Origin of the sequence: Neomicrococcus aestuarii, assembly GCF_014201135.1 — a bacterium.
Classification (GTDB): Bacteria; Actinomycetota; Actinomycetes; order Actinomycetales; family Micrococcaceae; genus Neomicrococcus; species Neomicrococcus aestuarii.
The window spans coordinates 1,990,718-2,009,161 of record NZ_JACHDR010000001.1 but is presented as its reverse complement, the minus strand read 5'-3'; the positions used below and the strand labels follow the sequence as shown (position 1 = coordinate 2,009,161).

Sequence of the window (18,444 nt, the reverse complement as noted above, 5' to 3'; positions counted from 1 at the left end):
TGCTCCTTTTTAGAGGCCTAGATTCACGCTACCGGCCGCAGCCGAAACGCATGTCTGGATTAATTCTCCGGGTTCGCCGTGCACCTCACCGGTGCGCAGATCCCTGACTTGTCCGGCCCGCAAAGGGGTCAAACAGCTGTGGCAGATGCCCATGCGGCAACCGCTAGGCATCAAAATTCCGGCGTCCTCGCCGATTTCAAGAAGCGTTGATTCGCCGTCGGCTTCCACTTCTTTGTCAGACAGTTCGAACGTCACCAGACCGCCAGCTCCGGGTTCGCCAGCGTTGAGCTCAGTATGAAATCTCTCTATGGTGAGCCCCGCCGCTCCGGTGCCGGACCGTGTCCACAAGGCTTCGGCGTCGGACACAAATCCTTCCGGTCCGCAGACGTAAGCTGCCCGCGTTCGCCAATCTGGACAGACTGCATCTAACTGCGCCGGGGTGCTCATATCGAAGCGTTCGCCTACCCCCGTGAAGTTTTCAATCAGCCGAAGACCGGGGAATTTCGCAGACAGTGCGCGCAATTCGTCCACGAAGAGGCTGTCCTCTTCGGTGCGTGCCGAGTGAATCAGCACCACGTCCGCAGTTTTCTGGTGCGGAATGAGCGTGCGAATCATGGACATGACAGGTGTGATGCCGCTGCCGGCGGTCATCATCAGGAGTGGTCGGGCCTCTTCGGGAAGGGTGAATTCGCCTTGAGCCGGCGCCAAGAACAGCACGTCGCCAACGCGAGTGTTGTGGACCAGCGTGCTAGATACTTCGCCGATGTCCGTCACGGTAACGGATGGGTGTTGGCCGGGAGCGGAGCTAATCGAGTAGGAGCGCCAGTGACGGACACCGTTAATTTCTACGCCGATACGGGCCCATTGGCCGGCCTTATGAGTGCGCCAGCCGTAGCCGGGGCGAAAATAGATGGTTGCGCTTTGCGGGGTCTCGCGTACTACTTCAGTAACTACGCCGCGCAATTGGCGACGCGAAAACACTGGATCGAAGAGTCCGAAGAGTTCCTCGACACCGAGTGGATGTATTGCAATAGACGCGGCCTGCGCCAAAGGCCTTAGCCGTTTCATTCTCTAAGTGTAGGTCGATTTGAGGATGCTTTTTGCTCCATGACGGGCATTCATCCCTCAGACGAGATACTGCTAGGCGGCGCACCGGTAACGTCCAGCTAACGGTCAGCATACCTGAGGCCACTTCACCGCCGCTCTACAAGTCCCGAGCACTGTTGGTGTGAATGCGCGCGGCGTCCTCACTGAAAATGCTCATGATTTGCGCACTTTTGACAATGCATGCCGGACACTTGAGGCATGAAAGAAACATCTGACCTTCAAGAGTTCTGGGAAGACCGCTATTCGAGCGCGGACCAGATTTGGTCCGGCCGCGTCAATGCGGTCCTGAAAGACGTCGCCAGAAACCTGACTCCCGGCACCGCCCTGGATCTAGGCTGCGGCGAGGGTGGCGACGCCATCTGGCTCGCCCAGAATGGCTGGAGCGTCACGGGCGTAGACCTTTCCACCACCGCTACCCAGCGCGCCAGCGAGGCTACGCTTGCCGCCGGAATTCCACCCGAACGCTTCCACTTCGAAGCCGCTGACCTCACCAAATGGTCCACCGAGGAGCGCTTCGACCTGGTCACCGCCTCATTCTTGCTCTCGTGGCCCATCGAGATTCCACGCGATGCCATCCTCGAGCGCGCCACGCAGTTCGTCGCTCCCGGCGGACACATCCTGGTCGTTGCACACGCCGCACCGCCACCATGGTCCAAACACGCACACGCTGACGAGCACCAGCACGGAGACGGACAGGCGGGCCACTCCCACGGCCCCAAATTCCCCACCCCGGAAAGCGATCCCGCGGTCCTTAACTTGGATCCTGCGAAGTGGGAAGTGCTGACGGTTGAACTTCGCGAGCGTTCCGCTCAAATGCCAGACGGTACGACGACGCAGCTCGACGACACTGTGGTCCTTGCGAAGCGTGTTGCTTAAGTAAGCGAAGCCCGCCCCAACACTGGTCCGTGTGAAACGGGTTCAGCCTGGAGGCGGGCTTTTGCTTGAGTAACGCTCGAGGCCGAGCGCTCAGTTACCGCTACTTAGGCGTTGACCTTGGATGCAGCAGCCACGGCTTCGGCAACAGCTGGAGCAACGCGTGGGTCCAGTGCGTTCGGAACAATGTGGTCCGTCGCGAGGTCATCGCCCACCAATTCGGCGATCGCGTGAGCGGCAGCTACGCGCATTTCCGGAGTGATACGGCGAGCGCCAGCGTCCAGTGCACCCTTGAAGATGCCCGGGAATGCCAAGACGTTGTTGATCTGGTTCGGGTAGTCAGAGCGTCCCGTTGCCACCACGGCTGCATACTTCGCGGCCACCTCTGGATCCACTTCTGGATCCGGGTTTGCCATCGCGAAAACCATGGAATTCTCGGCCATCGTGGCGATGTACTCTTCCGGCACCTTCGCGGCGGATACGCCGACGAACAAGTCGGCACCCACCAAAGCGACGTCGATTCCGCCGGAGAGGTTGTTCGGGTTCGTGACCTCAACCAGCTCTTGCTTGGAGGAGTGCAGATCCTCGCGGGACGCGGAAATGATGCCCTTGGAATCGCACACCACAATGTTCTTGACGCCTGCGGTGAGCAGGGTCTTGGTGATGGCTACGCCTGCGGCACCAGCGCCGGAGACCACGATCTTCACATCTTCCAGCTCGCGGCCGGTCACCTTGGCTGCGTTGATGAGGGCGGCCAAGACGACGACGGCGGTGCCGTGCTGGTCGTCATGCATCACGGGGATATCAAGTGCCTCAATAAGGCGCTCTTCCACTTCGAAGCACTTCGGCGCAGCGATGTCTTCGAGGTTGATGGCACCGAAAGACGGCGCAATCTGGATGATGGTCTCCACCATCTGATCAACGTCAGACTGGTTGATCACGATGGGAATCGAGTTCAAGTCACCGAACTCCTTGAAAAGCACGCTCTTGCCTTCCATAACTGGCAAGGAGGCGCGCGGTCCAATGTTGCCGAGACCCAAGACAGCGGAGCCGTCGGAAATCACGGCCACCAGGCGGCTAGCCCAGGTGTATTCCTTGGCGAGGCTTTCATCCTTCGCGATGGCGCGGGAAACCTGCGCTACACCCGGGGTGTAAGCGATGGATAGGTCGCGCTTGGTCTCGAGCTTCGCTTTGGGGGTGGCGTTGAGCTTTCCGCCTTGGTGATACTCAAAAATTTCTTCGTCATTAATGATGATGGGCTGAGTCATGAGGGTCTTTTCCTTCGGAAATTGTGGGGGCAAGAGGTTATGGCTAACAACAAGAGACAACGGCGGATTGGGCCGGTAATGCCATAACGACGTGCGCGAACAGTCCGAGGGTGCACGGAGCTTGCGCTAGATTCAGATCACACTGCGATGGCAGCGGTCTGCCGTCTAACTATAAAAGACCCTTTTGCGGTACCCCCGATTCCGGATATTTATTGCGTCACAGTTTGCGGCCGCAATCACTTTGTGACCAGAAGTCACTTGACTACGGCCGTTTCACCGAGCGGTTATTCGATCAAGCTACTTCGTGACGCGCACCAACATCTTGCCGGTGTTCGCACCACGCATCATGTCCAAGAACGCGTCCACAGTGTTCTCGATGCCATCAACAATGGTCTCGTCGTAGGAGATCTTGCCAGCAGGGAACCACTCGCCCATCTTTGCCTGGAATTCAGGCGCGAGGTGCAGGTAGGAGCCCAGCGTGAAGCCCTTGAGCGTGAGCGCGCGCGTGATGATATTGCTCATGTTGTTCGGGCCCGGCACTGCAGAGGTTTCGTTGTACGCCGAGATCGCTCCGCATAGGGCCGCGCGGCCGCCGTCGTTGAAGGCTGCGAGCGCCGCTTCGAGGTGCTCGCCACCTACGTTGTCGAAGAACACGTCAATGCCATTGGGTGCCGCGGCGGCCAGTTGCCCGCGAACATCGCCGTCCTTGTAGTTGAAGGCGGCGTCGTACCCGTATTTCTCCGTCAGCAGCGCAACCTTCTCCGCGCTACCGGCCGAGCCAATGACGCGGGCCGCGCCCAGCAGCTTCGCGATCTGACCCACGGCGGTTCCCACGGCCCCGGCCGCGCCGGAAACGAATACCGTATCGCCTTCCTTGAGGCCAGCGATCGCAGTCAAGCCCACGTACGCGGTGAGCCCGGTCATCCCCAAAATGTGGAGGTTCACCGAGAGTGGCACCCCCGGGATTTCGTGGATGGGACGGAAGGAGGCGGCGTCGTCCTGGATGATGTCGCTCCAGCCGTGCTGGTGCAGGACTACGGTGCCCACTGGCAATTCCTCGGCGGAGGATTCAACGACGCGGCCCACAGCGCCGCCCGTGATGCGCTCGCGGAGCTGATACGGCGGGGTGTAGCTGCGGACGTCGTTCATGCGGCCGCGCATGTACGGATCCACGGACACGAACTCGTTGCGCACGCGCACCTGCCCGGGCTCAAGTTCGCCGTAGGTGACCTGCACGGTTTGGAAATTGTCGTGCGTTGGCCAGCCGGTGGGGCGGGAGGCGAGCTGGATTTGCGTGCTGGTGGTGGTGCTCATGCGGTTTCCTTGCGTTAGTCCGTGGCGCGGGGTCGTTAAGTACGACGACGCTGGCTTCCGTTACGTCAACAATCTTTCTGTAACGAGTATTCCAGATTATGCTGGGATCATTCCGTGAGAAGAGGAAATTTGGCACGCACAACATCGTTTGACCGTCACGACGTCGCTCGGGGTGCCCGCGCCGTCTTTTGGTCCCAAGGCTATGAGGGTGCCGCGATTCCGGATCTGGAAGCGGCTACCGGGCTGAGTCGATCCAGCATTTACAACAGCTTTGGGTCCAAGTTGGGGCTCTTCGAAGCCGCCGTGGAGAGCTACCTGAAAGAAGTGGTTCGGCCGCGCATTCAGCCACTGACAGGTGATGTTGTTGAACCCGGTGCTCTTGAGGCGTATCTCCGGGATCTTCGGGAGACGTTCGCCGAGTTGACACCTCAGACTGCCTCGAACGGTTGTCTTCTGGTCAATACGGCCGGCTCTCCGATCGCCAAAGACGCCCATGTTGCTCAAGTGATCGCCGATTACCGCTCCGAGCTGGGGTCCGCGTTTTCCCACGGCGTCGCTGCGCTTTATCCCGAGCTCTCCCCCGCTGATGTTTCCCTCAAGGGCGAATCCATCACGGCGCTCGTGATTTCGGCGTTCGCCCTGGTTCGGGTCAACAGGGACCTCGCGGTGCAGAATCTGGAGACCGCCCTTCGGGTGATTGAGGCGAGTCCAGCGAGCTAATTGGGGCGCCCTTCGTCACATTGTGTCATGATGAGAATTACCCTTCCTCATATACCCCTAGTGGGTATATGCTTTGGCCATGGATCATGATCACTCATCGCACGCCACTGATTCCGACATGGACCACTCAAAAATGGACCATTCCACGATGAACCATATGGATCACAGCGAACATGCTGGACATGAAAACCACAGCGGGCACATGGGCCACGCAGGTCACGGTGGTCATGCCGGTCACGTGGCGATCTTCCGCCGCCTGTTCTGGATCATGCTGGTTCTGGCCATTCCAACCGTCGCTTTTAGCGCGTCCTTCGCGCACATCCTGGGCTATTCGCTTCCTGACGCCGAGTGGACCCACTGGGTCTCACCGATCCTCGGAACCGTCATGTACGTGTGGGGCGGCAAGCCGTTCCTGACCGGTGCGGTGGATGAGATCAAGGCTCGTAAGCCCGGCATGATGCTGCTGATTGCCCTCGCTATCACGGTGGCTTTCTTGGCATCGTGGGGTGCCTCGCTGGGCATCCTCGATCACGAACTGAACTTCTGGTGGGAGCTCGCGCTCCTGGTGGTGATCATGCTGTTGGGTCACTGGATCGAGATGCGATCGCTCGCCCAAACCACCTCCGCGCTGGACTCGCTCGCTGCCCTTCTCCCCGACGAAGCGGAAAAGGTGGACGGCGAAAACATTGTGAAGATTTCGCCGTCGGAACTAAGCGTGGGCGACGTCGTCGTCATCCGTCCCGGATCCTCCGTGCCCGCGGATGGAAAAATTGTGGACGGCTCCGCGTCCATGGACGAATCCATGATCACCGGTGAATCGAAAACCGTACGCCGCAACGTCGGTGACCCTGTGATCGCCGGAACCGTCGCGACGGATTCGGGCTTGCGCGTGGAGGTTACGGCAACCGGGGACGGCACCACGCTGGCCGGAATTCAGAAGCTCGTGGCCGAAGCGCAAGCATCATCGTCCCGAGCCCAACGCATTGCCGACACAGCGGCGTCGTGGTTGTTCTGGTTTGCCCTCGTCGCCGCGGTCATCACCGCCATCGTGTGGACGCTCGTGGGGCTGCCGGATGACGCCGTGGTCCGCACCATCACCGTGTTGGTAATCGCGTGCCCGCACGCTTTGGGCCTGGCTATTCCGCTGGTGGTGTCGATCGCCACCGAGCGTGCCGCCCGCAACGGTGTGCTCATTAAGGATCGTTTGGCGCTTGAGAGCATGCGCTCCGTGGATACCGTGATCTTTGATAAGACCGGAACGCTGACCAAGGGCGAGCCCGTGGTCACGGCCGTTCACGTTGATCCTTCTGCGCCGGCAAAGATCGGAAATCTGACCGAAGATTCGCTCGTGGCACTCGCCGCGGCCGCCGAAACGGACAGCGAGCACCCGCTGGCTCGGGCGATTGTTCGGGCAGCGACGGATCGTCAACTCGATGTTCCTCGCGCCACCGATTTCACGTCCTCTCCCGCCCAGGGCGTGCGCGCCACCGTGAGCGAGTCCGTGATCGAGGTGGGCGGACCGCTGTTGCTCGAGAAGCACGGCGTCCAAGAGTTGCCGGTTGCCGATGAGTGGCGCAAGAACGGCGCCATCATTTTGCACGTGCTCGCGGACGGCGCTGTGATTGGTGCGCTGAGCCTGGCCGATGAAATCCGTCCAGAATCCCGCGCCGCGATCGACGCCCTGCACAAGCAGGGCACCAAGGTGGTCATGATTACCGGTGACGCTCAGGCGGTCGCCGAATCCGTGGCGCGTGATCTGGGAATCGACCGAGTCTTCGCGGGCGTGCGTCCCGAGGATAAGGCCGCGAAGGTTGCCGAACTACAGGCCGAGGGCCGCAAGGTGGCGATGGTGGGCGACGGCGTGAACGACGCTCCCGCCCTTGCCCAAGCCGATGTCGGCATCGCGATTGGTGCCGGAACCGATGTGGCTATTGGTTCGGCCGGCGTCATCTTGGCGTCTTCCGATCCGCGCGCGGTGCTGTCAATCGTGGAACTGTCGCGGGCCAGCTATAAGAAGATGAAGCAAAACCTTTGGTGGGCCGCCGGTTACAACCTCATCTCCGTACCGCTGGCCGCTGGCATCCTGGCGCCGATCGGGTTCATGCTGCCCATGAGCGTGGGCGCCATCTTGATGTCCGTGTCCACGCTGGTGGTGGCGCTGAACGCGCAACTGTTGCGCCGACTGGATTTGAATCCGGAGACGCTGGCTAAGTAGAGAAATAGTCGGTGGTGGCTGGATTGTTCCTCGCCCACCACCGACTACCTACTAGAGCTTCGTGTAGTAGTCCCGAATGAACTTCGCCACTTGGTTGTACTCGTTGCGATCGAAGAAGCCAGCTTTCACAAGGTAGTTCTTCGGAGCCACGTTATGATTGCCCCCCGAGTGCTCTTGCATGGTGGCAACAGTGATGCACTTAGACAGGATGCCCCCGGGAGCCGCTAAGAAGTTCATCAAACAATCCAATGTCTACGGAAATTAACAAGTGAATATCTCACGTTCCAACCCCGCCACCTCCGATTTCTCCCAAACTGCTAAAACTCGTTCCCCGCATGGACAGGATTGACGTAACTGCTGCCTAGTTGGCTTATTACTGCCACCAAGCGGTAAGCTTTGGCTATGCCATCTCTGAAGGATCGTAAGACGCTTGAACGAGTCCGCGCTCAGCGCGCTGATTCTCAGCGCTCGATTTCTCCACGCGAAGATGAAATCAAAAACGACGCCGCCACAGGCCTGCGTCTTATCAATAGCTTTAAGAATAAGGCTGTAGGGCGCGCTGTACTTCTTTCGGGAATTTCCCCCGAGGACGCCCGCCGTCTCGGTGCCGTGTAGTTCAACCGCATTACCAAGTTGTCTACTTTTCCAAGAGTCACTCTTCGTTGCCTCACATCAGACTTGGGTCTAACGGTCCCACCGCTTGACCAGTGTTTTATGGACGAAATTGATCACCCTGTCTTTGCACATGCAAAGAGAATCTGGCAAGCGGGCAACGACCCCAAACTCGAACGAATAAGTTCCATAGACGACAACATATTTTTCAAGTGCAAGCCAAACGTGCCGCTACGCGGTGCCATGTGGCTTGAAAAGAATGCCAAAGACAAGGCATGGCTTGTAGCGGCAGGGCCAAGAAGCGAAGGGTCACGCGGGGATTTTTACGAAGCACTCCAATCCACTTGCGCCAGAAATCTCGCACGAGCAAGGATCTCGCGATCCAACTTTAAGTTGGGGAAGAATACGTACAGCGATCATTTGCTACCCGAAGACGACGATCGGAAACGCCTAGAGCTCGAACGAAATCTGACCTTAGTCCTGGAAGCTGACCAGAAGATCTTGGACATGGTGAGGAAAGCACAAGAAAGCCCTACTTCAGTTTTTGCTACTGAAGTCTATGGGTGCAAAGTCGAAACGATGGTAGAGAAAAGTGAGTTCCAAGAACTCTACGTTCACATTATGATCATTGGCTCAGCACCCAAAGATGCCATGTCACTAATCCTTAGCGTCGCAGTTCCCGAGGCATTTGAGGAAGACTGGGACTTTCTAGAGGAAGCGCCGGTGGGCATGGAATCTAGCGGCGGCATGTATTGCTACACCCTCCTCGCACCGGGCTGGAGACATCTCTAGCCACAACTCTCCAGTCGAATCTTACGGACTGGAAAACTATTTCTTATGAATATTATAAATGGGATATCATAACGACATTTTTGATATCCGAATTCAATAAACACGATAACGGAAATCAAATTTAATTCAAGGCTAATTACGCGAATTCCGCGGTCAACCCTCCAGGCCCGCCGCCAAGATCTGCTCCCTCAGAATCTCCGCGTGCCCGCAATGCTGGGCAAGTTCGCGTAGGACGTGCAGCTGGATCCACTGCACTGTGAGCGGTCCACGCCGGTTGCCGCACCAGACGGTCGAGGCGCTGACGCCCGCAACAGCCTCCCGCGATGCCTGACAGGTTTCCAGATACTCCCGCGCAACAGACTCAATCGTGTCCGAATCTTCTAGATCAAAGGACTCGTCCGGCGAGTCACCAATCCCCAAATCCGCCCGGGACATCCCCGTCCGAGCCTCTTGAAACCACACACGCTCCACGAAGATCGCATGCTTGAGCAATCCCAGAAGCGTCGTCTTGGACGGAACCAGGCGCCGATGCGCTTCCTCTTCCGTCAGCCCCTCAAGAGCAGCCAGAAGCATGACTCGGTGCTGATCGATGAACGCGAGGATCTGCGTCTCAAAATCCGCGGCGTACACGTGCAATTGATCGGGGTTACTCATGGAGACAGTATGGCGGACGGATTCCGCTGACATTACGACGACGCAGCGTAAGTCGTGCGCGCATCCTTCCGCTCACGCTGGGCTCACTCTGGGCTCCCGTTTTGCGACATGAGTCACAGGGTTGCTATCGTTGCAAGCAGTCGCTGAACACCGTTCAAGAATTCGTTTTCATGGCCGCCAATCCAGCGAAGCACTCGTTCACCTCACCCCCAGAAGGTCTGCAACCGTGACTACTTCACACACCTCCTTAGAGCAGCCGGGACGCGGACGTCTCGATGCCACCAGCCTGGCCCGCGTGGCGATCTTCGCCGCCATCGTTGCCGTCCTTGGCCTGCCCGGCTCCTTCAGCGTCGCCGGTGGCGTGCCCATCACTTTCCAGACGCTCGGCGTCATGCTCACCGGCGCCATTTTGGGCCCCTGGCTCGGCGCGCTCTCGATGACCGTTTTCATGGCGCTCGTCGCCCTCGGCTTGCCGCTTCTGGCTGGCGGCCGCGGCGGCATCGGCGTGTTCTTTGGCCCGTCTGCTGGCTACTTGTTTGGCTGGATTTTGGCCGCGTTCGTGATTGGCCTGATTGTGCACGCGGGTAACCGCAAGCCGGTCACGTGGCGGACGTTCCTGGCGATGATCGTGGGCGGCATCCTGGCCATCTACGCCATAGGCATCCCGGTCCAGAGCGCCGTCACGCGCCTGCCGATCGGCGACACCGTCCTGACCAGCCTTGTCTTCATCCCGGGCGACCTCATCAAGGCCGTGATCGCTACGATTATTGTCATGACACTCGTCAAGGCCTACCCCCGCGCTTTCCGCCGCACGTGGGCTTCACAGAACGCGTCGGTAGCGGAACGGGTCTAATGATCGTTCCTTTAGACGGTGGACATCCCGGTCTACTCGAGCAGCTTCGTGAGGTCCGCACCGCCGGCTATGTGCCGTTGGTGTTGGATCCTCGGTGGTCTGCCGAGTACCGGGATTCCATGGTTTCTGCGGCCGCGAGTGCTGAGATTCCGGAGGGTACCGCGTGGGCCACGCTGACGTCGGGCAGTAGCGGTTCGCCGCGGATCGTGCTCCGTACGGCTGCTTCGTGGCGGGACTCGTTCGCCGCGGTGTCTGAATTTCTGGGCGGCAGCGGCGCGGAAAGTGTGGCACTTCCCGCCCCTGCGTCGTCGTCCCTCACGCTCTTTTCCCTCGCGCACGCACTCGACGGCGGCCCCACTCCGCACCCACACATCACCCCCGCAACCGACGCGCTTCACGGCACCCCGCAGGCTCTTCGCGCGGCGCTCGAGGCGGGCACTCCCCCACGGTTGCGTGCGGCGCTGATCGGCGGCTCGCACCTGGATCCTGCCCTGCGCGAGCGCGCCGAGGCGGCCGACATCCGCGTGACCGCTTACTACGGTGCTGCGGAGCTTTCCTTCGTGGCGTACGACGACGGAGCTCACCCCAGTGCCTCCCCTCACGAGGGTCCGGGCTTGCGAGCATTTCCCGGGGTTGAGGTGGAGATTCGCGAAGGCAACGAGCTGTGGGTTCGATCGCCGTTCGTTGCGTCGGGGTATGCGGGTTCTGCCGGCCCGTTGCGGCGCGACGGCGCGTGGGCGACGGTCGGCGATCGAGCGGAGATTGTTGGCGGCCGCATCCGACTCTTGGGACGTGCCGATGATGCCATCTTGAGCGCTTCGGCGACCATCGTGCCGGAGGAAGTCGAGGCAGTGTTGCGTTCGATTCCAGGTGTGCGCGATGCGATCGTTTTTGGGCTGCCCCGCGAGCGCGTCGGCGCCCTGGTTGCCACGATGCTGGAGCTCGAGCCGGAGAGCAGCGACACCGCAGAACTTGCTAGGATTCGTGAGCTTGCCGCCGCCCGGCTGGCCACGGCCCACCGCCCCAAACGCTGGTTCCGCGGTCAGATTCCGCGCACCGCGTCCGGCAAACCAGCTCGCGCCGAAGTGTTGCGCTCAGTACTAGCAGGAGAGGCTGCACACCTTGGCTCCTAATCACGGCACTCTAAGCGAGGCGCTGTCTGATCAAGCACTGTCTGATCAAGCGCCGGTCATCATCGCCGCCCGACGTAGCCCTATCGGCACGCGGGGTCGCACGTTGGCAGGCTTGCGCGTCGAAGACTTGGCTGCACCCGTGATTCAGGCCGCCCTACGCGATGCCGAAAAGGTGAGCGGCTCCCCCATCACCGTGGCTGATGTTGTCTTGGGCAATTGCATGGGACCTGGCGGAAACCCGGGCCGCATCGCAGCCCTCGCCGCGGGCCTCGGACACGAAGTTCCCGGCGCCACCGTGGACCGCCAGTGCGGCAGCGGTCTGGCCGCCATCGTTGACGCTGCCGCCGCCATCCGGGCTGGCGACGAGCGAATTCGCGTGGCCGGTGGCGTCGAGAGCCCGTCCACTGCGCCGGTCCGTTCGGTGAATGGCGTTGCCTATGACCGCGCACCTTTCGCCCCCACCGGTTTTTCAGATCCCAGCATGACCCAGGCTGCCGAGAACCTCGCGGCGCTGGACGGCATTTCGCGCGAGCGCCAAGACGCGCACGCCGCGCGCAGTCACGCTCGCGCCCGGGCCGCTCGGGATGCGGGCCGCTTCGACGCCGAGTTGGTTCCGTTGGCTGGCTTGAAGTACGACGACGCCATCGGTGCGGCCGAGCGCCTCCTCCCGCGCCTACCGGAGTTGTTTCCCGGCGGCACGCTCACTGCTGGCACGGCCACGCGTATTGGCGACGGCTCTGCCGCCGTCGTGATTGCGCCTGCTTCTTATGCTCGATCCATCAACGCTCCGGGTCTCGCGATCCGTGCGTCCGCCGTGGTGGGCTGCGATCCAGCGCTTCCCGGAATCGGTGCGGCGGGAGCGATTCAGGCGGTTTTGCGATCAGCCGGAGTGGAGCTCTCGGACATCGACGCGCTGGAGATCGTGGAAGCTTTTGCCGCCCAGAGCTTAGCCGTGATCGACAGGATCGGGATTGACGAAGACGATCCTCGACTCTCCGCCGACGGCGGCGCTCTTGCTTTGGGACACCCGTGGGGCGCCAGTGGAGCGGTGGCCGTCGTGCGACTTTTCAGCCGGCTGGTTCGTTCAGGTGCACCCGCGGGGACTTTGGGTGTTGCCGCGGCGTCGATCGGTGGCGGCATGGGCATCGCCGCAGTACTGGAGGTAGTCCGATGAGCGTCGTTGAAAGCGCAAACGCCATTCATCTTGCTGGCGTCGGCGTGCGCTTGGGAGACACCGATGTCCTGCGTGATGTTTCCCTGGATTTGAACGCGCGCACCATCGCTGTGATCGGCGAAAACGGTTCGGGAAAATCCACGTTTGCCCGGTTGATCAGCGGATTGATTCACCGAACCTCGGGAGAGCTGAGCGTGCTGGGCGTGGACCCGAATCGCAAAGCCGCGGAGCTGCGTCGTCGTATTGCAGTGGTCTTCAGCAACCCGGACGCGCAAATCATCATGCCCACCGTCGCTGAAGACGTGGCCTTCTCACTGCGCGCGGACCGCCTGCCCGCAGCGGCGCTGAAGGAAAAAGTGGACACCGCGCTGGAACGATTCGGGCTCACCGCCCTTGCCGAGCGCTCCTCCCACGACCTTTCCGGCGGACAAAAACAACTGCTCGCGCTCTGCGGAGCGTTCGTGCGCAACCCCGAACTCGTCATCGCGGACGAACCCACCGCTTACCTCGACGCCCGCAACTCCCGGCGCGTGGCAGACCACCTCTTCGAAGACACCGGGCACCGCCTAGTGCTGGTCACCCACGACCTCGCGCTCGCCGAACGCTGCGACCAAGCCGTGGTGTTCGCCGGCGGCCGCGTGGACGCTGTAGGTGAACCAGCCGCTGTGATCGCGCGGTACGAGGAACTGCTGTCATGCTGACGCTGTATAAGCCCGGGAACGGGTGGCTGCACCGGATGCCGGCGGGCCGGAAGCTGCTGCTGATTGTGGTGGTAGTGCTCGCCGTTTCGCTCTTGCCATCCACGTATTGGGCCGCGGGTGTGGCCGGCGGTGCCGCGATTCTCGGGTATCTCGTGGCTGGTCTGGGACCGGGGATTGCTGGGCTCTCTGCCGGTCTCAAGGAGCTGTGGAATCAGGTGTACGGGGTGCGCTGGGTTATCGCGATTACGCTGATCAGCCAGCTGATTTTCATGGGCCCGGAGCCTGCCGTGGCGAATACCGCGCGCGTGACATCAGCCATTGTGCTGGCCGCGTTGCTGGCGCTCACCACGCGCGTTACTGCTCTGCTTGATGCAATTGAGCGTGGGCTTCGGCCGCTGGATCGCGTGGGAATTGACTCGCAGCGGATCGCCCTGTTGCTCACCGTGACCATCAGCATCATCCCGGTGCTCGCCGGAAAAGCCAACGAAGTGCGCGATGCTCAACGCGCCCGCGGCGCCCGGATGAGCCCGCGCACGTTCGTGGTGCCGTTCTTGATTGTGGCGCTCAAGCACGCCGATGAGCTCGGCGATGCGCTGACTGCGAGGGGTGTGCGATGAGTGATTCTAAGCCAGCTGTTTTGGGTCCGACTGTGGACGATCAGACCCGATGCGTCCATTACAAAACTGCGCTGGATGTCATCGCCATCAAGTTTGCGTGCTGCGGCGAGTATTACCCGTGCCATTTGTGCCATCTGGAGGGAGCCGACCACGACGCCCAGCAGTGGCCAGTGTCCTCGCGGGATCAGCGCGCGGTGCTGTGCGGAGTGTGCGGGTACGAGTTAGCGATCAACGAGTATTTGGGGGTTGATGCTTGCCCGTCGTGCGCCGCCTTGTTCAACCCCGGATGCAAGCTACACACGGAGCTGTATTTTCAGGTTTAGGCGCTTTTCAGGCTTTGTTGCTTGTCCCGAGCCCGGCCTGTGTTGCTTGCTTGAGGATGTTTGCTAGCCGGTTTTCGAACCCTGTGGCGAGGTTGTTTGGGAGGTCGTTCACTGGGAACCACTGGACGTCTTCACTTTCGTCGCTGACCTCGATGTTGGTGGCGGGGTCGGCGAGCGCCACGAATCCTACGTCCCAGTGAGCCGCGCACTTGAAGCCGCCGTGCAGCTCGTGGCGGTCCAGGTCCATGATGTTGTTGGTGGCCAGTGTGAGCGTTGCAATCCCCGACTCCTCGCGAGCTTCACGCTGGGCAGTATCGGCGACCGTGGCGTCGTCGTTCTCCAGGTGCCCACCAAACTGCACCCAGAACTGGCCCTTGCGGTGGAAGCAGAGCAGCACCCTGTCCAGAGCTGGCGAGAACACGAAGCACGAGCCCGTGATGTGCTCAGGTCCGCCCTCGCGGCGCAGTGCGGCGTCACCATGTTCTTCGACGAAGGCGACATATTTGCTGCGGTCTTCAGAATCGGGAAGCACTGTTAGCTGAGCGAGGAGGTTTGAGGTGATCACCTGTTTATCTTCTCAGGAACCGATGCAGCGTGCGGCTACTCGGCCAGCCCTAGCCCGGTGACGACTTTGGCCACGCTTTTACGTTGGCTTTCGTCTAGCCCCTGAATCGGAAGCGGTAGGCACTGGTTCGGTGCGAGTCCAAGGAACTCGGCGATTGCGGCGGTGACGCGCAAGCTACCGCCAAACTCCGCGAATAGATCCCACAGCGGAGACAGCCGTTCAGATTCCGCGGTGGCATCTTCAAATCGACCTTCTTGCACAGCCCGCGTGATTTTCAGGGCCACGTTCGGCAAGGTGCCGCCGATGACGGAGTACCAAACATCGCATCCAGCGTTAAGCCCAGCAGCCCCAAAAGCATCTCCGGAGACCCCAATTGAAACAGTTTCCGGAATCACTGCGCGAATGGAGTTCACTCGCTCTAGGGCCTGCGCCGGACCAGCGGGAACGCCAGGAATCTTAATCGACGCGATACCAGGAAGTGCCGCGACCCGTTCGTAGAGATCAAGAGTGAAGGTGAAGTGAGTGGTTCCGGGGTTGTCGTAGACGATGACCGGCAGATCGGTACTTTGAGTGACTGTCTTGTAAAGCTCAAATACATCGTTCGGCGTCAGCGCTTGGTACGTCATCGGCGCAAGCAAAACGGCGGCGGCGCCAGCGCATTCCGCAGCCTTGATGTTTGCCACCACGTGCGAGGCCCGAAGTGCGCCGACGCCGATGAACACGGGCGTCTCCCCCGCATGCTCGACCGCAAGATGAGCGACTCGCTCGCGTTCGGTTGCTGAAAGATACGCGTAAGAACCTGTTGACCCGAGAGCGGTGATGGAATCGACAGCGGCTGCCGAAAGTCGCGTCACAAGCCGGACAAACGAAGGCTCGTCAACGGAATCGTCGACAAGCGGCGTCAGTGGAAAGGCACTCAAGCCGGTGAGCATGTAGTTTCTCCGAACATCGATGGGTCTACCCGGAAGGGCAAAAATCGCCCGCGGGATCTAGCGGAAGCTTACTCTCGAAGCGACTTCGGTTCTGAGAAACTTTGGCGTGGAGTCTCACCAGATCGTTCGCGTCAGTGATCGAACACATTCTTCAGGCGAAAAGTCTGAATGCATGGGCAGAGCCATCAAGGGATACCGTAGCCGCCGATTCAGCAACCAGCTCAAACTTCGTACCACTGGTCATACCCCACACCCCGATTCGTCATGAGTGTCCACTGAACCAAGTACGGTTCAAACCCGCTGAACGCCGCATCCTCAGCCAAGCGCTCTTCAAGCGCATCGTCATCGACGACGACGAACGAGTCACCTACGTGCTAACCGACGCCGTCGCAGACGTTCTCGCCCACCTCAACGCGGAGGTGCCAGACGACCTCACCCCGGAAACGAACCTGCCCCGCGATCACGCGGGGCAGGTTTCGACCTTCCCAAAATGTGGGACTGTTTTCCTCGCATGCAAACGAGTTGCGGAGGGCGCATCATCATATTCGCTGCTACGCAGCGGCTGAGAACCGAATGCTCTCGGTCAGGCGAGAGCGCAAGCCGCAACCCCGTATCTCAGAGGCGCGAGCAGATCAAATCGTTGAGGCGTACATGGCGGGCGGAACGGTCTACGACTTGGCACGAGAGTTCGACTGCCACCGGGTCACGATCAGCGCGGTCTTGAAGCGTCGGGGCGTTACTCTCCGCCGCCTGTCACCAAGCGATGAACAGGTATCCGAGATGATTCGTCTTTACGAATCTGGCCTCTCCCTCTCAAAAGTGGGTGAGCGTCTCGGTTTCAACGCGACAACGGTGCTGCACCGACTGCGTGCGGTCGGGCGCACGAGTCGCAGCTCATATCAGCCATGAAGACGATGACCTCAATCGCTGCGGCTGCGCAGGAAGGAGAGCTGACGCCTAACTTGCAACCTTACGTACCGGGTACCCGGCCTTCTTCACGTTGACATAGAAATAGCGCCCAACACTTGGGGCAACGAGCAACTCATTGTAAATGGACGCTGGAACGCCAGCGTACTGATAGACACCACCCTTAACAAACGCGACTTCCAGCGTCTTCGTCTCCGGATCGTAGCCAACTTCAGCCACGTTGCTGCTCACTACTGATACTCGATTCATTCGTTGACTCCTTCGTCGTCTTTCGCAGCTTCTAGTTCCGCGAACTTTGCCGCCATCGTCGGGTTACTCCTGGTTAGCTTCTTGATGGTCACATCCTGAGCTTTATCGTTAGCGAGTCGCAAATTGCGTTCGGAGCCAAGAAGCGCCTCCTTCGCCTTTTGGAGCCGATCGATGGACTTGTCAATCTCGTCGATGGCTGTGTGGAAACGTCGCGCGGCGAGGTCGTAGTTCTTGCCGAACGCGGCTTTGAAAGTATCGAGCTCATTCTCGAAGTTCGTGATGTCGATGTTCTGCGCCTTCACCAACGCAAGCTCATTCTTATAGGTGAGTGCGTTGAGCGCTGCGTCACGCAGCAGGGTAATCATTTGAATAAAGAACTGCGGACGAATCACGTACATCTTCGGGTATCGGTACGAGACGTCCACGATCCCTGCGTTGTAAAGATCGCTCTCCGGTTCCAGGAGGGAGACCAGGATTGCGTACTCGCACCCCTTCTCGGTGCGATCCTTGTCGAGCTCTTTGAGGAAGTCCTCGTTCTTCTTCTTAGTGGCGGTCGTGTCGTTCTCGTTCTTCATCTCGAACATAATCGACACGATCTCGGTGCCGGACTCGTCGGAGTCGCGGAAGATGAAGTCGCCCTTGCTCCCTGTGCGGGCGTCGTTGTCCTTCTCAAAGTAGGCTCGGGGGGAAGGCTGTGGCACGGATACGGTTGAACTCGATCTCACAGTGCTGCTCGAGCGTCTCGCCGACCATCTTTGTCGACAGTTTCGCTTTCATATCGCGCAGCCGCTCGATCGCATCGTCGCGGTCCTTAATCTGCGTCTCGTACTTGTCCTTGAGTGACTTCTCCGCGAGCTGCTTCTCTAACTCCACCTTCGCCAGTCCGCTCTTGAACTCGTCGCGCTCCTTCTCGACCGCGCTCACCGCCTCGGTGATCGCCAGTTTCTGCGACACCTCGGCGCTCTCAAGCTCGGCTTTCAGAGCCTGAATCTCAGCGTCTTTCGTCGAGGCAGTCTTCTGCAATTCGGCGGAGAGCTTCGCTTCGGCGAGCTCGACGGCGGACTGCTTCTCCTGCTTAGCCTTCTCGAGCGCCCCGGTGAGGGAATCGCGCTCCTTCTCGACGGCCGTGAGTGCCTCCGTCACGGCGAGCTTCTGTTGAGCGTCACCGGCGTCGAGTCTGGCTTTCAGATCCTGAATCTCGGCGTCCTTGGCGGCGGCAGCTTTCTGCAGCTCTCCCGCAGCCTTCGCTTCGGCCAGCGCTAGAGCCTTCTGCTTGTCCTGGTCGGCAAGTTCGAGACGCTCATGGAGCTGCTTGTCGAACTCACTGTCACGGACCTGTTTGGCGATGTCGGCGTATCCCGCCTCATCGATAGTGAACGTCTTGCCGCAATGCGGGCACTTGATTTCATGCATGA

22 protein-coding genes are annotated in these 18,444 nt (G+C 60.2%); 12 read left to right on the top strand and 10 right to left on the bottom strand.

Annotated features, from left to right (window positions below; genetic code table 11):
- Positions 1–9: 9 nt before the first annotated feature.
- Complete coding sequence (locus tag HD598_RS09090) at positions 10–1,068, bottom strand: ferredoxin reductase (RefSeq protein ID WP_183665350.1); 1,059 nt, start codon at positions 1,066–1,068, stop codon at positions 10–12.
- Between the two features lie 237 nt (positions 1,069–1,305).
- Between HD598_RS09090 and HD598_RS09085 the strand changes: the two genes are divergently transcribed.
- On the top strand, positions 1,306–1,983 hold the full coding sequence (locus HD598_RS09085) for a class I SAM-dependent methyltransferase (RefSeq protein WP_183665348.1): 678 nt from the start codon (positions 1,306–1,308) through the stop codon (positions 1,981–1,983).
- 104 nt (positions 1,984–2,087) lie between these two features.
- Here the strand turns inward: HD598_RS09085 and HD598_RS09080 are convergent, their stop codons facing one another.
- Positions 2,088–3,248: an NAD(P)-dependent malic enzyme gene (locus tag HD598_RS09080; RefSeq protein WP_183665346.1), complete on the bottom strand. Its 1,161-nt coding sequence runs from the start codon at positions 3,246–3,248 to the stop codon at positions 2,088–2,090.
- 297 nt (positions 3,249–3,545) lie between these two features.
- Positions 3,546–4,562, bottom strand: a complete 1,017-nt coding sequence (locus tag HD598_RS09075) for an NADP-dependent oxidoreductase (protein WP_183665344.1) — start codon at positions 4,560–4,562, stop codon at positions 3,546–3,548.
- A gap of 129 nt (positions 4,563–4,691) precedes the next feature.
- Here HD598_RS09075 and HD598_RS09070 point away from each other — a divergent pair, with 129 nt between their 5' ends.
- Entirely contained in the window at positions 4,692–5,282 is a 591-nt protein-coding gene (locus tag HD598_RS09070) for a TetR/AcrR family transcriptional regulator (protein WP_183665342.1), read from the top strand.
- Between the two features lie 118 nt (positions 5,283–5,400).
- Complete coding sequence (locus tag HD598_RS09065) at positions 5,401–7,497, top strand: heavy metal translocating P-type ATPase (RefSeq protein WP_409366202.1); 2,097 nt, start codon at positions 5,401–5,403, stop codon at positions 7,495–7,497.
- Positions 7,498–7,548: 51 nt separating this feature from the next.
- Here HD598_RS09065 and HD598_RS09060 read toward each other — a convergent pair whose 3' ends face one another.
- Positions 7,549–7,734, bottom strand: coding sequence for a hypothetical protein (locus HD598_RS09060; protein ID WP_183665338.1), 186 nt, complete (start codon positions 7,732–7,734; stop codon positions 7,549–7,551).
- A 165-nt stretch (positions 7,735–7,899) separates the two neighbouring features.
- On the opposite strand from HD598_RS09060, the gene HD598_RS09055 reads away from it, so the two are divergent.
- Entirely contained in the window at positions 7,900–8,112 is a 213-nt protein-coding gene (locus HD598_RS09055) for a hypothetical protein (RefSeq protein WP_183665336.1), read from the top strand.
- 99 nt (positions 8,113–8,211) lie between these two features.
- Positions 8,212–8,901 carry a hypothetical protein gene (locus HD598_RS09050; protein ID WP_183665334.1) on the top strand — a complete coding sequence of 230 codons (690 nt, stop codon included), beginning with the start codon at positions 8,212–8,214 and terminating at the stop codon, positions 8,899–8,901.
- 153 nt (positions 8,902–9,054) lie between these two features.
- Here the strand turns inward: HD598_RS09050 and HD598_RS09045 are convergent, their stop codons facing one another.
- Complete coding sequence (locus HD598_RS09045) at positions 9,055–9,555, bottom strand: DinB family protein (RefSeq protein WP_183665332.1); 501 nt, start codon at positions 9,553–9,555, stop codon at positions 9,055–9,057.
- A 226-nt stretch (positions 9,556–9,781) separates the two neighbouring features.
- Between HD598_RS09045 and HD598_RS09040 the strand changes: the two genes are divergently transcribed.
- The 6 genes from HD598_RS09040 to HD598_RS09015 are packed head-to-tail and all read left to right on the top strand — an operon-like array spanning position 9,782 to position 14,356.
- The gene (locus HD598_RS09040) at positions 9,782–10,408 is read left to right on the top strand and encodes a biotin transporter BioY (RefSeq protein ID WP_071894702.1); all 627 of its coding nucleotides are present in this window, start codon (positions 9,782–9,784) and stop codon (positions 10,406–10,408) included.
- Positions 10,408–11,541, top strand: a complete 1,134-nt coding sequence (locus HD598_RS09035) for a class I adenylate-forming enzyme family protein (protein WP_183665330.1) — start codon at positions 10,408–10,410, stop codon at positions 11,539–11,541. The genes HD598_RS09040 and HD598_RS09035 overlap by 1 nt, the downstream gene beginning before the upstream one ends.
- A 37-nt stretch (positions 11,542–11,578) precedes the next feature.
- A complete protein-coding gene (locus HD598_RS09030) occupies positions 11,579–12,715 on the top strand; it encodes a thiolase family protein (protein WP_183666790.1) in 1,137 nt (378 codons plus the stop codon).
- Positions 12,712–13,416: an energy-coupling factor ABC transporter ATP-binding protein gene (locus tag HD598_RS09025; RefSeq protein WP_183665328.1), complete on the top strand. Its 705-nt coding sequence runs from the start codon at positions 12,712–12,714 to the stop codon at positions 13,414–13,416. The genes HD598_RS09030 and HD598_RS09025 overlap by 4 nt, the downstream gene beginning before the upstream one ends.
- On the top strand, positions 13,410–14,033 hold the full coding sequence (locus HD598_RS09020) for an energy-coupling factor transporter transmembrane component T family protein (protein ID WP_183665326.1): 624 nt from the start codon (positions 13,410–13,412) through the stop codon (positions 14,031–14,033). Before HD598_RS09025 ends, HD598_RS09020 begins: the two co-directional genes overlap by 7 nt.
- The gene (locus HD598_RS09015; RefSeq protein ID WP_183665324.1) at positions 14,030–14,356 is read left to right on the top strand and encodes a CHY zinc finger protein; all 327 of its coding nucleotides are present in this window, start codon (positions 14,030–14,032) and stop codon (positions 14,354–14,356) included. Before HD598_RS09020 ends, HD598_RS09015 begins: the two co-directional genes overlap by 4 nt.
- Positions 14,357–14,363: 7 nt before the next feature.
- On the opposite strand, the gene HD598_RS09010 is transcribed toward HD598_RS09015, so the two are convergent.
- Together HD598_RS09010 and HD598_RS09005 are read right to left on the bottom strand one after the other, a co-directional pair.
- The gene (locus tag HD598_RS09010) at positions 14,364–14,921 is read right to left on the bottom strand and encodes an NUDIX hydrolase (RefSeq protein WP_183665322.1); all 558 of its coding nucleotides are present in this window, start codon (positions 14,919–14,921) and stop codon (positions 14,364–14,366) included.
- A 35-nt stretch (positions 14,922–14,956) separates the two neighbouring features.
- On the bottom strand, positions 14,957–15,853 hold the full coding sequence (locus HD598_RS09005; protein WP_183665320.1) for a dihydrodipicolinate synthase family protein: 897 nt from the start codon (positions 15,851–15,853) through the stop codon (positions 14,957–14,959).
- Between the two features lie 134 nt (positions 15,854–15,987).
- Here HD598_RS09005 and HD598_RS09000 point away from each other — a divergent pair, with 134 nt between their 5' ends.
- A complete protein-coding gene (locus tag HD598_RS09000) occupies positions 15,988–16,419 on the top strand; it encodes a hypothetical protein (RefSeq protein WP_183665318.1) in 432 nt (143 codons plus the stop codon).
- 391 nt (positions 16,420–16,810) lie between these two features.
- On the opposite strand, the gene HD598_RS08995 is transcribed toward HD598_RS09000, so the two are convergent.
- Genes HD598_RS08995 through HD598_RS13550 form a run of 3 tightly spaced genes read right to left on the bottom strand, consistent with a single transcriptional unit; the run spans position 16,811 to position 18,442 of the window.
- Complete coding sequence (locus HD598_RS08995; protein ID WP_183665316.1) at positions 16,811–17,029, bottom strand: KTSC domain-containing protein; 219 nt, start codon at positions 17,027–17,029, stop codon at positions 16,811–16,813.
- Positions 17,026–17,730 (bottom strand): DUF2130 domain-containing protein, encoded by a 705-nt coding sequence (locus HD598_RS13555; RefSeq protein ID WP_311539006.1) that lies wholly within the window; start codon positions 17,728–17,730, stop codon positions 17,026–17,028. The genes HD598_RS08995 and HD598_RS13555 overlap by 4 nt, the downstream gene beginning before the upstream one ends.
- The gene (locus tag HD598_RS13550; protein WP_260170527.1) at positions 17,699–18,442 is read right to left on the bottom strand and encodes a DUF2130 domain-containing protein; all 744 of its coding nucleotides are present in this window, start codon (positions 18,440–18,442) and stop codon (positions 17,699–17,701) included. Before HD598_RS13550 ends, HD598_RS13555 begins: the two co-directional genes overlap by 32 nt.
- Positions 18,443–18,444: the final 2 nt, after the last annotated feature.

What these genes read in the sequence shown, in the direction of transcription:
- HD598_RS09090 (WP_183665350.1), bottom strand. Translation starts at nt 1,068, where the DNA reads ATGAAACGGCTAAGGCCTTTGGCGCAGGCCGCGTCTATTGCAATACAT.
- HD598_RS09035 (WP_183665330.1), top strand. Translation starts at nt 10,408, where the DNA reads ATGATCGTTCCTTTAGACGGTGGACATCCCGGTCTACTCGAGCAGCTT.
- HD598_RS09025 (WP_183665328.1), top strand. Translation starts at nt 12,712, where the DNA reads ATGAGCGTCGTTGAAAGCGCAAACGCCATTCATCTTGCTGGCGTCGGC.
- HD598_RS08995 (WP_183665316.1), bottom strand. Translation starts at nt 17,029, where the DNA reads ATGAATCGAGTATCAGTAGTGAGCAGCAACGTGGCTGAAGTTGGCTAC.
- HD598_RS09080 (WP_183665346.1), bottom strand. Translation starts at nt 3,248, where the DNA reads ATGACTCAGCCCATCATCATTAATGACGAAGAAATTTTTGAGTATCAC.
- HD598_RS09055 (WP_183665336.1), top strand. Translation starts at nt 7,900, where the DNA reads ATGCCATCTCTGAAGGATCGTAAGACGCTTGAACGAGTCCGCGCTCAG.
- HD598_RS09005 (WP_183665320.1), bottom strand. Translation starts at nt 15,853, where the DNA reads ATGCTCACCGGCTTGAGTGCCTTTCCACTGACGCCGCTTGTCGACGAT.
- HD598_RS09085 (WP_183665348.1), top strand. Translation starts at nt 1,306, where the DNA reads ATGAAAGAAACATCTGACCTTCAAGAGTTCTGGGAAGACCGCTATTCG.
- HD598_RS09020 (WP_183665326.1), top strand. Translation starts at nt 13,410, where the DNA reads ATGCTGACGCTGTATAAGCCCGGGAACGGGTGGCTGCACCGGATGCCG.
- HD598_RS09065 (WP_409366202.1), top strand. Translation starts at nt 5,401, where the DNA reads ATGGACCACTCAAAAATGGACCATTCCACGATGAACCATATGGATCAC.
- HD598_RS13550 (WP_260170527.1), bottom strand. Translation starts at nt 18,442, where the DNA reads ATGCATGAAATCAAGTGCCCGCATTGCGGCAAGACGTTCACTATCGAT.
- HD598_RS09075 (WP_183665344.1), bottom strand. Translation starts at nt 4,562, where the DNA reads ATGAGCACCACCACCAGCACGCAAATCCAGCTCGCCTCCCGCCCCACC.
- HD598_RS09045 (WP_183665332.1), bottom strand. Translation starts at nt 9,555, where the DNA reads ATGAGTAACCCCGATCAATTGCACGTGTACGCCGCGGATTTTGAGACG.
- HD598_RS09060 (WP_183665338.1), bottom strand. Translation starts at nt 7,734, where the DNA reads ATGAACTTCTTAGCGGCTCCCGGGGGCATCCTGTCTAAGTGCATCACT.
- HD598_RS09015 (WP_183665324.1), top strand. Translation starts at nt 14,030, where the DNA reads ATGAGTGATTCTAAGCCAGCTGTTTTGGGTCCGACTGTGGACGATCAG.
- HD598_RS09050 (WP_183665334.1), top strand. Translation starts at nt 8,212, where the DNA reads ATGGACGAAATTGATCACCCTGTCTTTGCACATGCAAAGAGAATCTGG.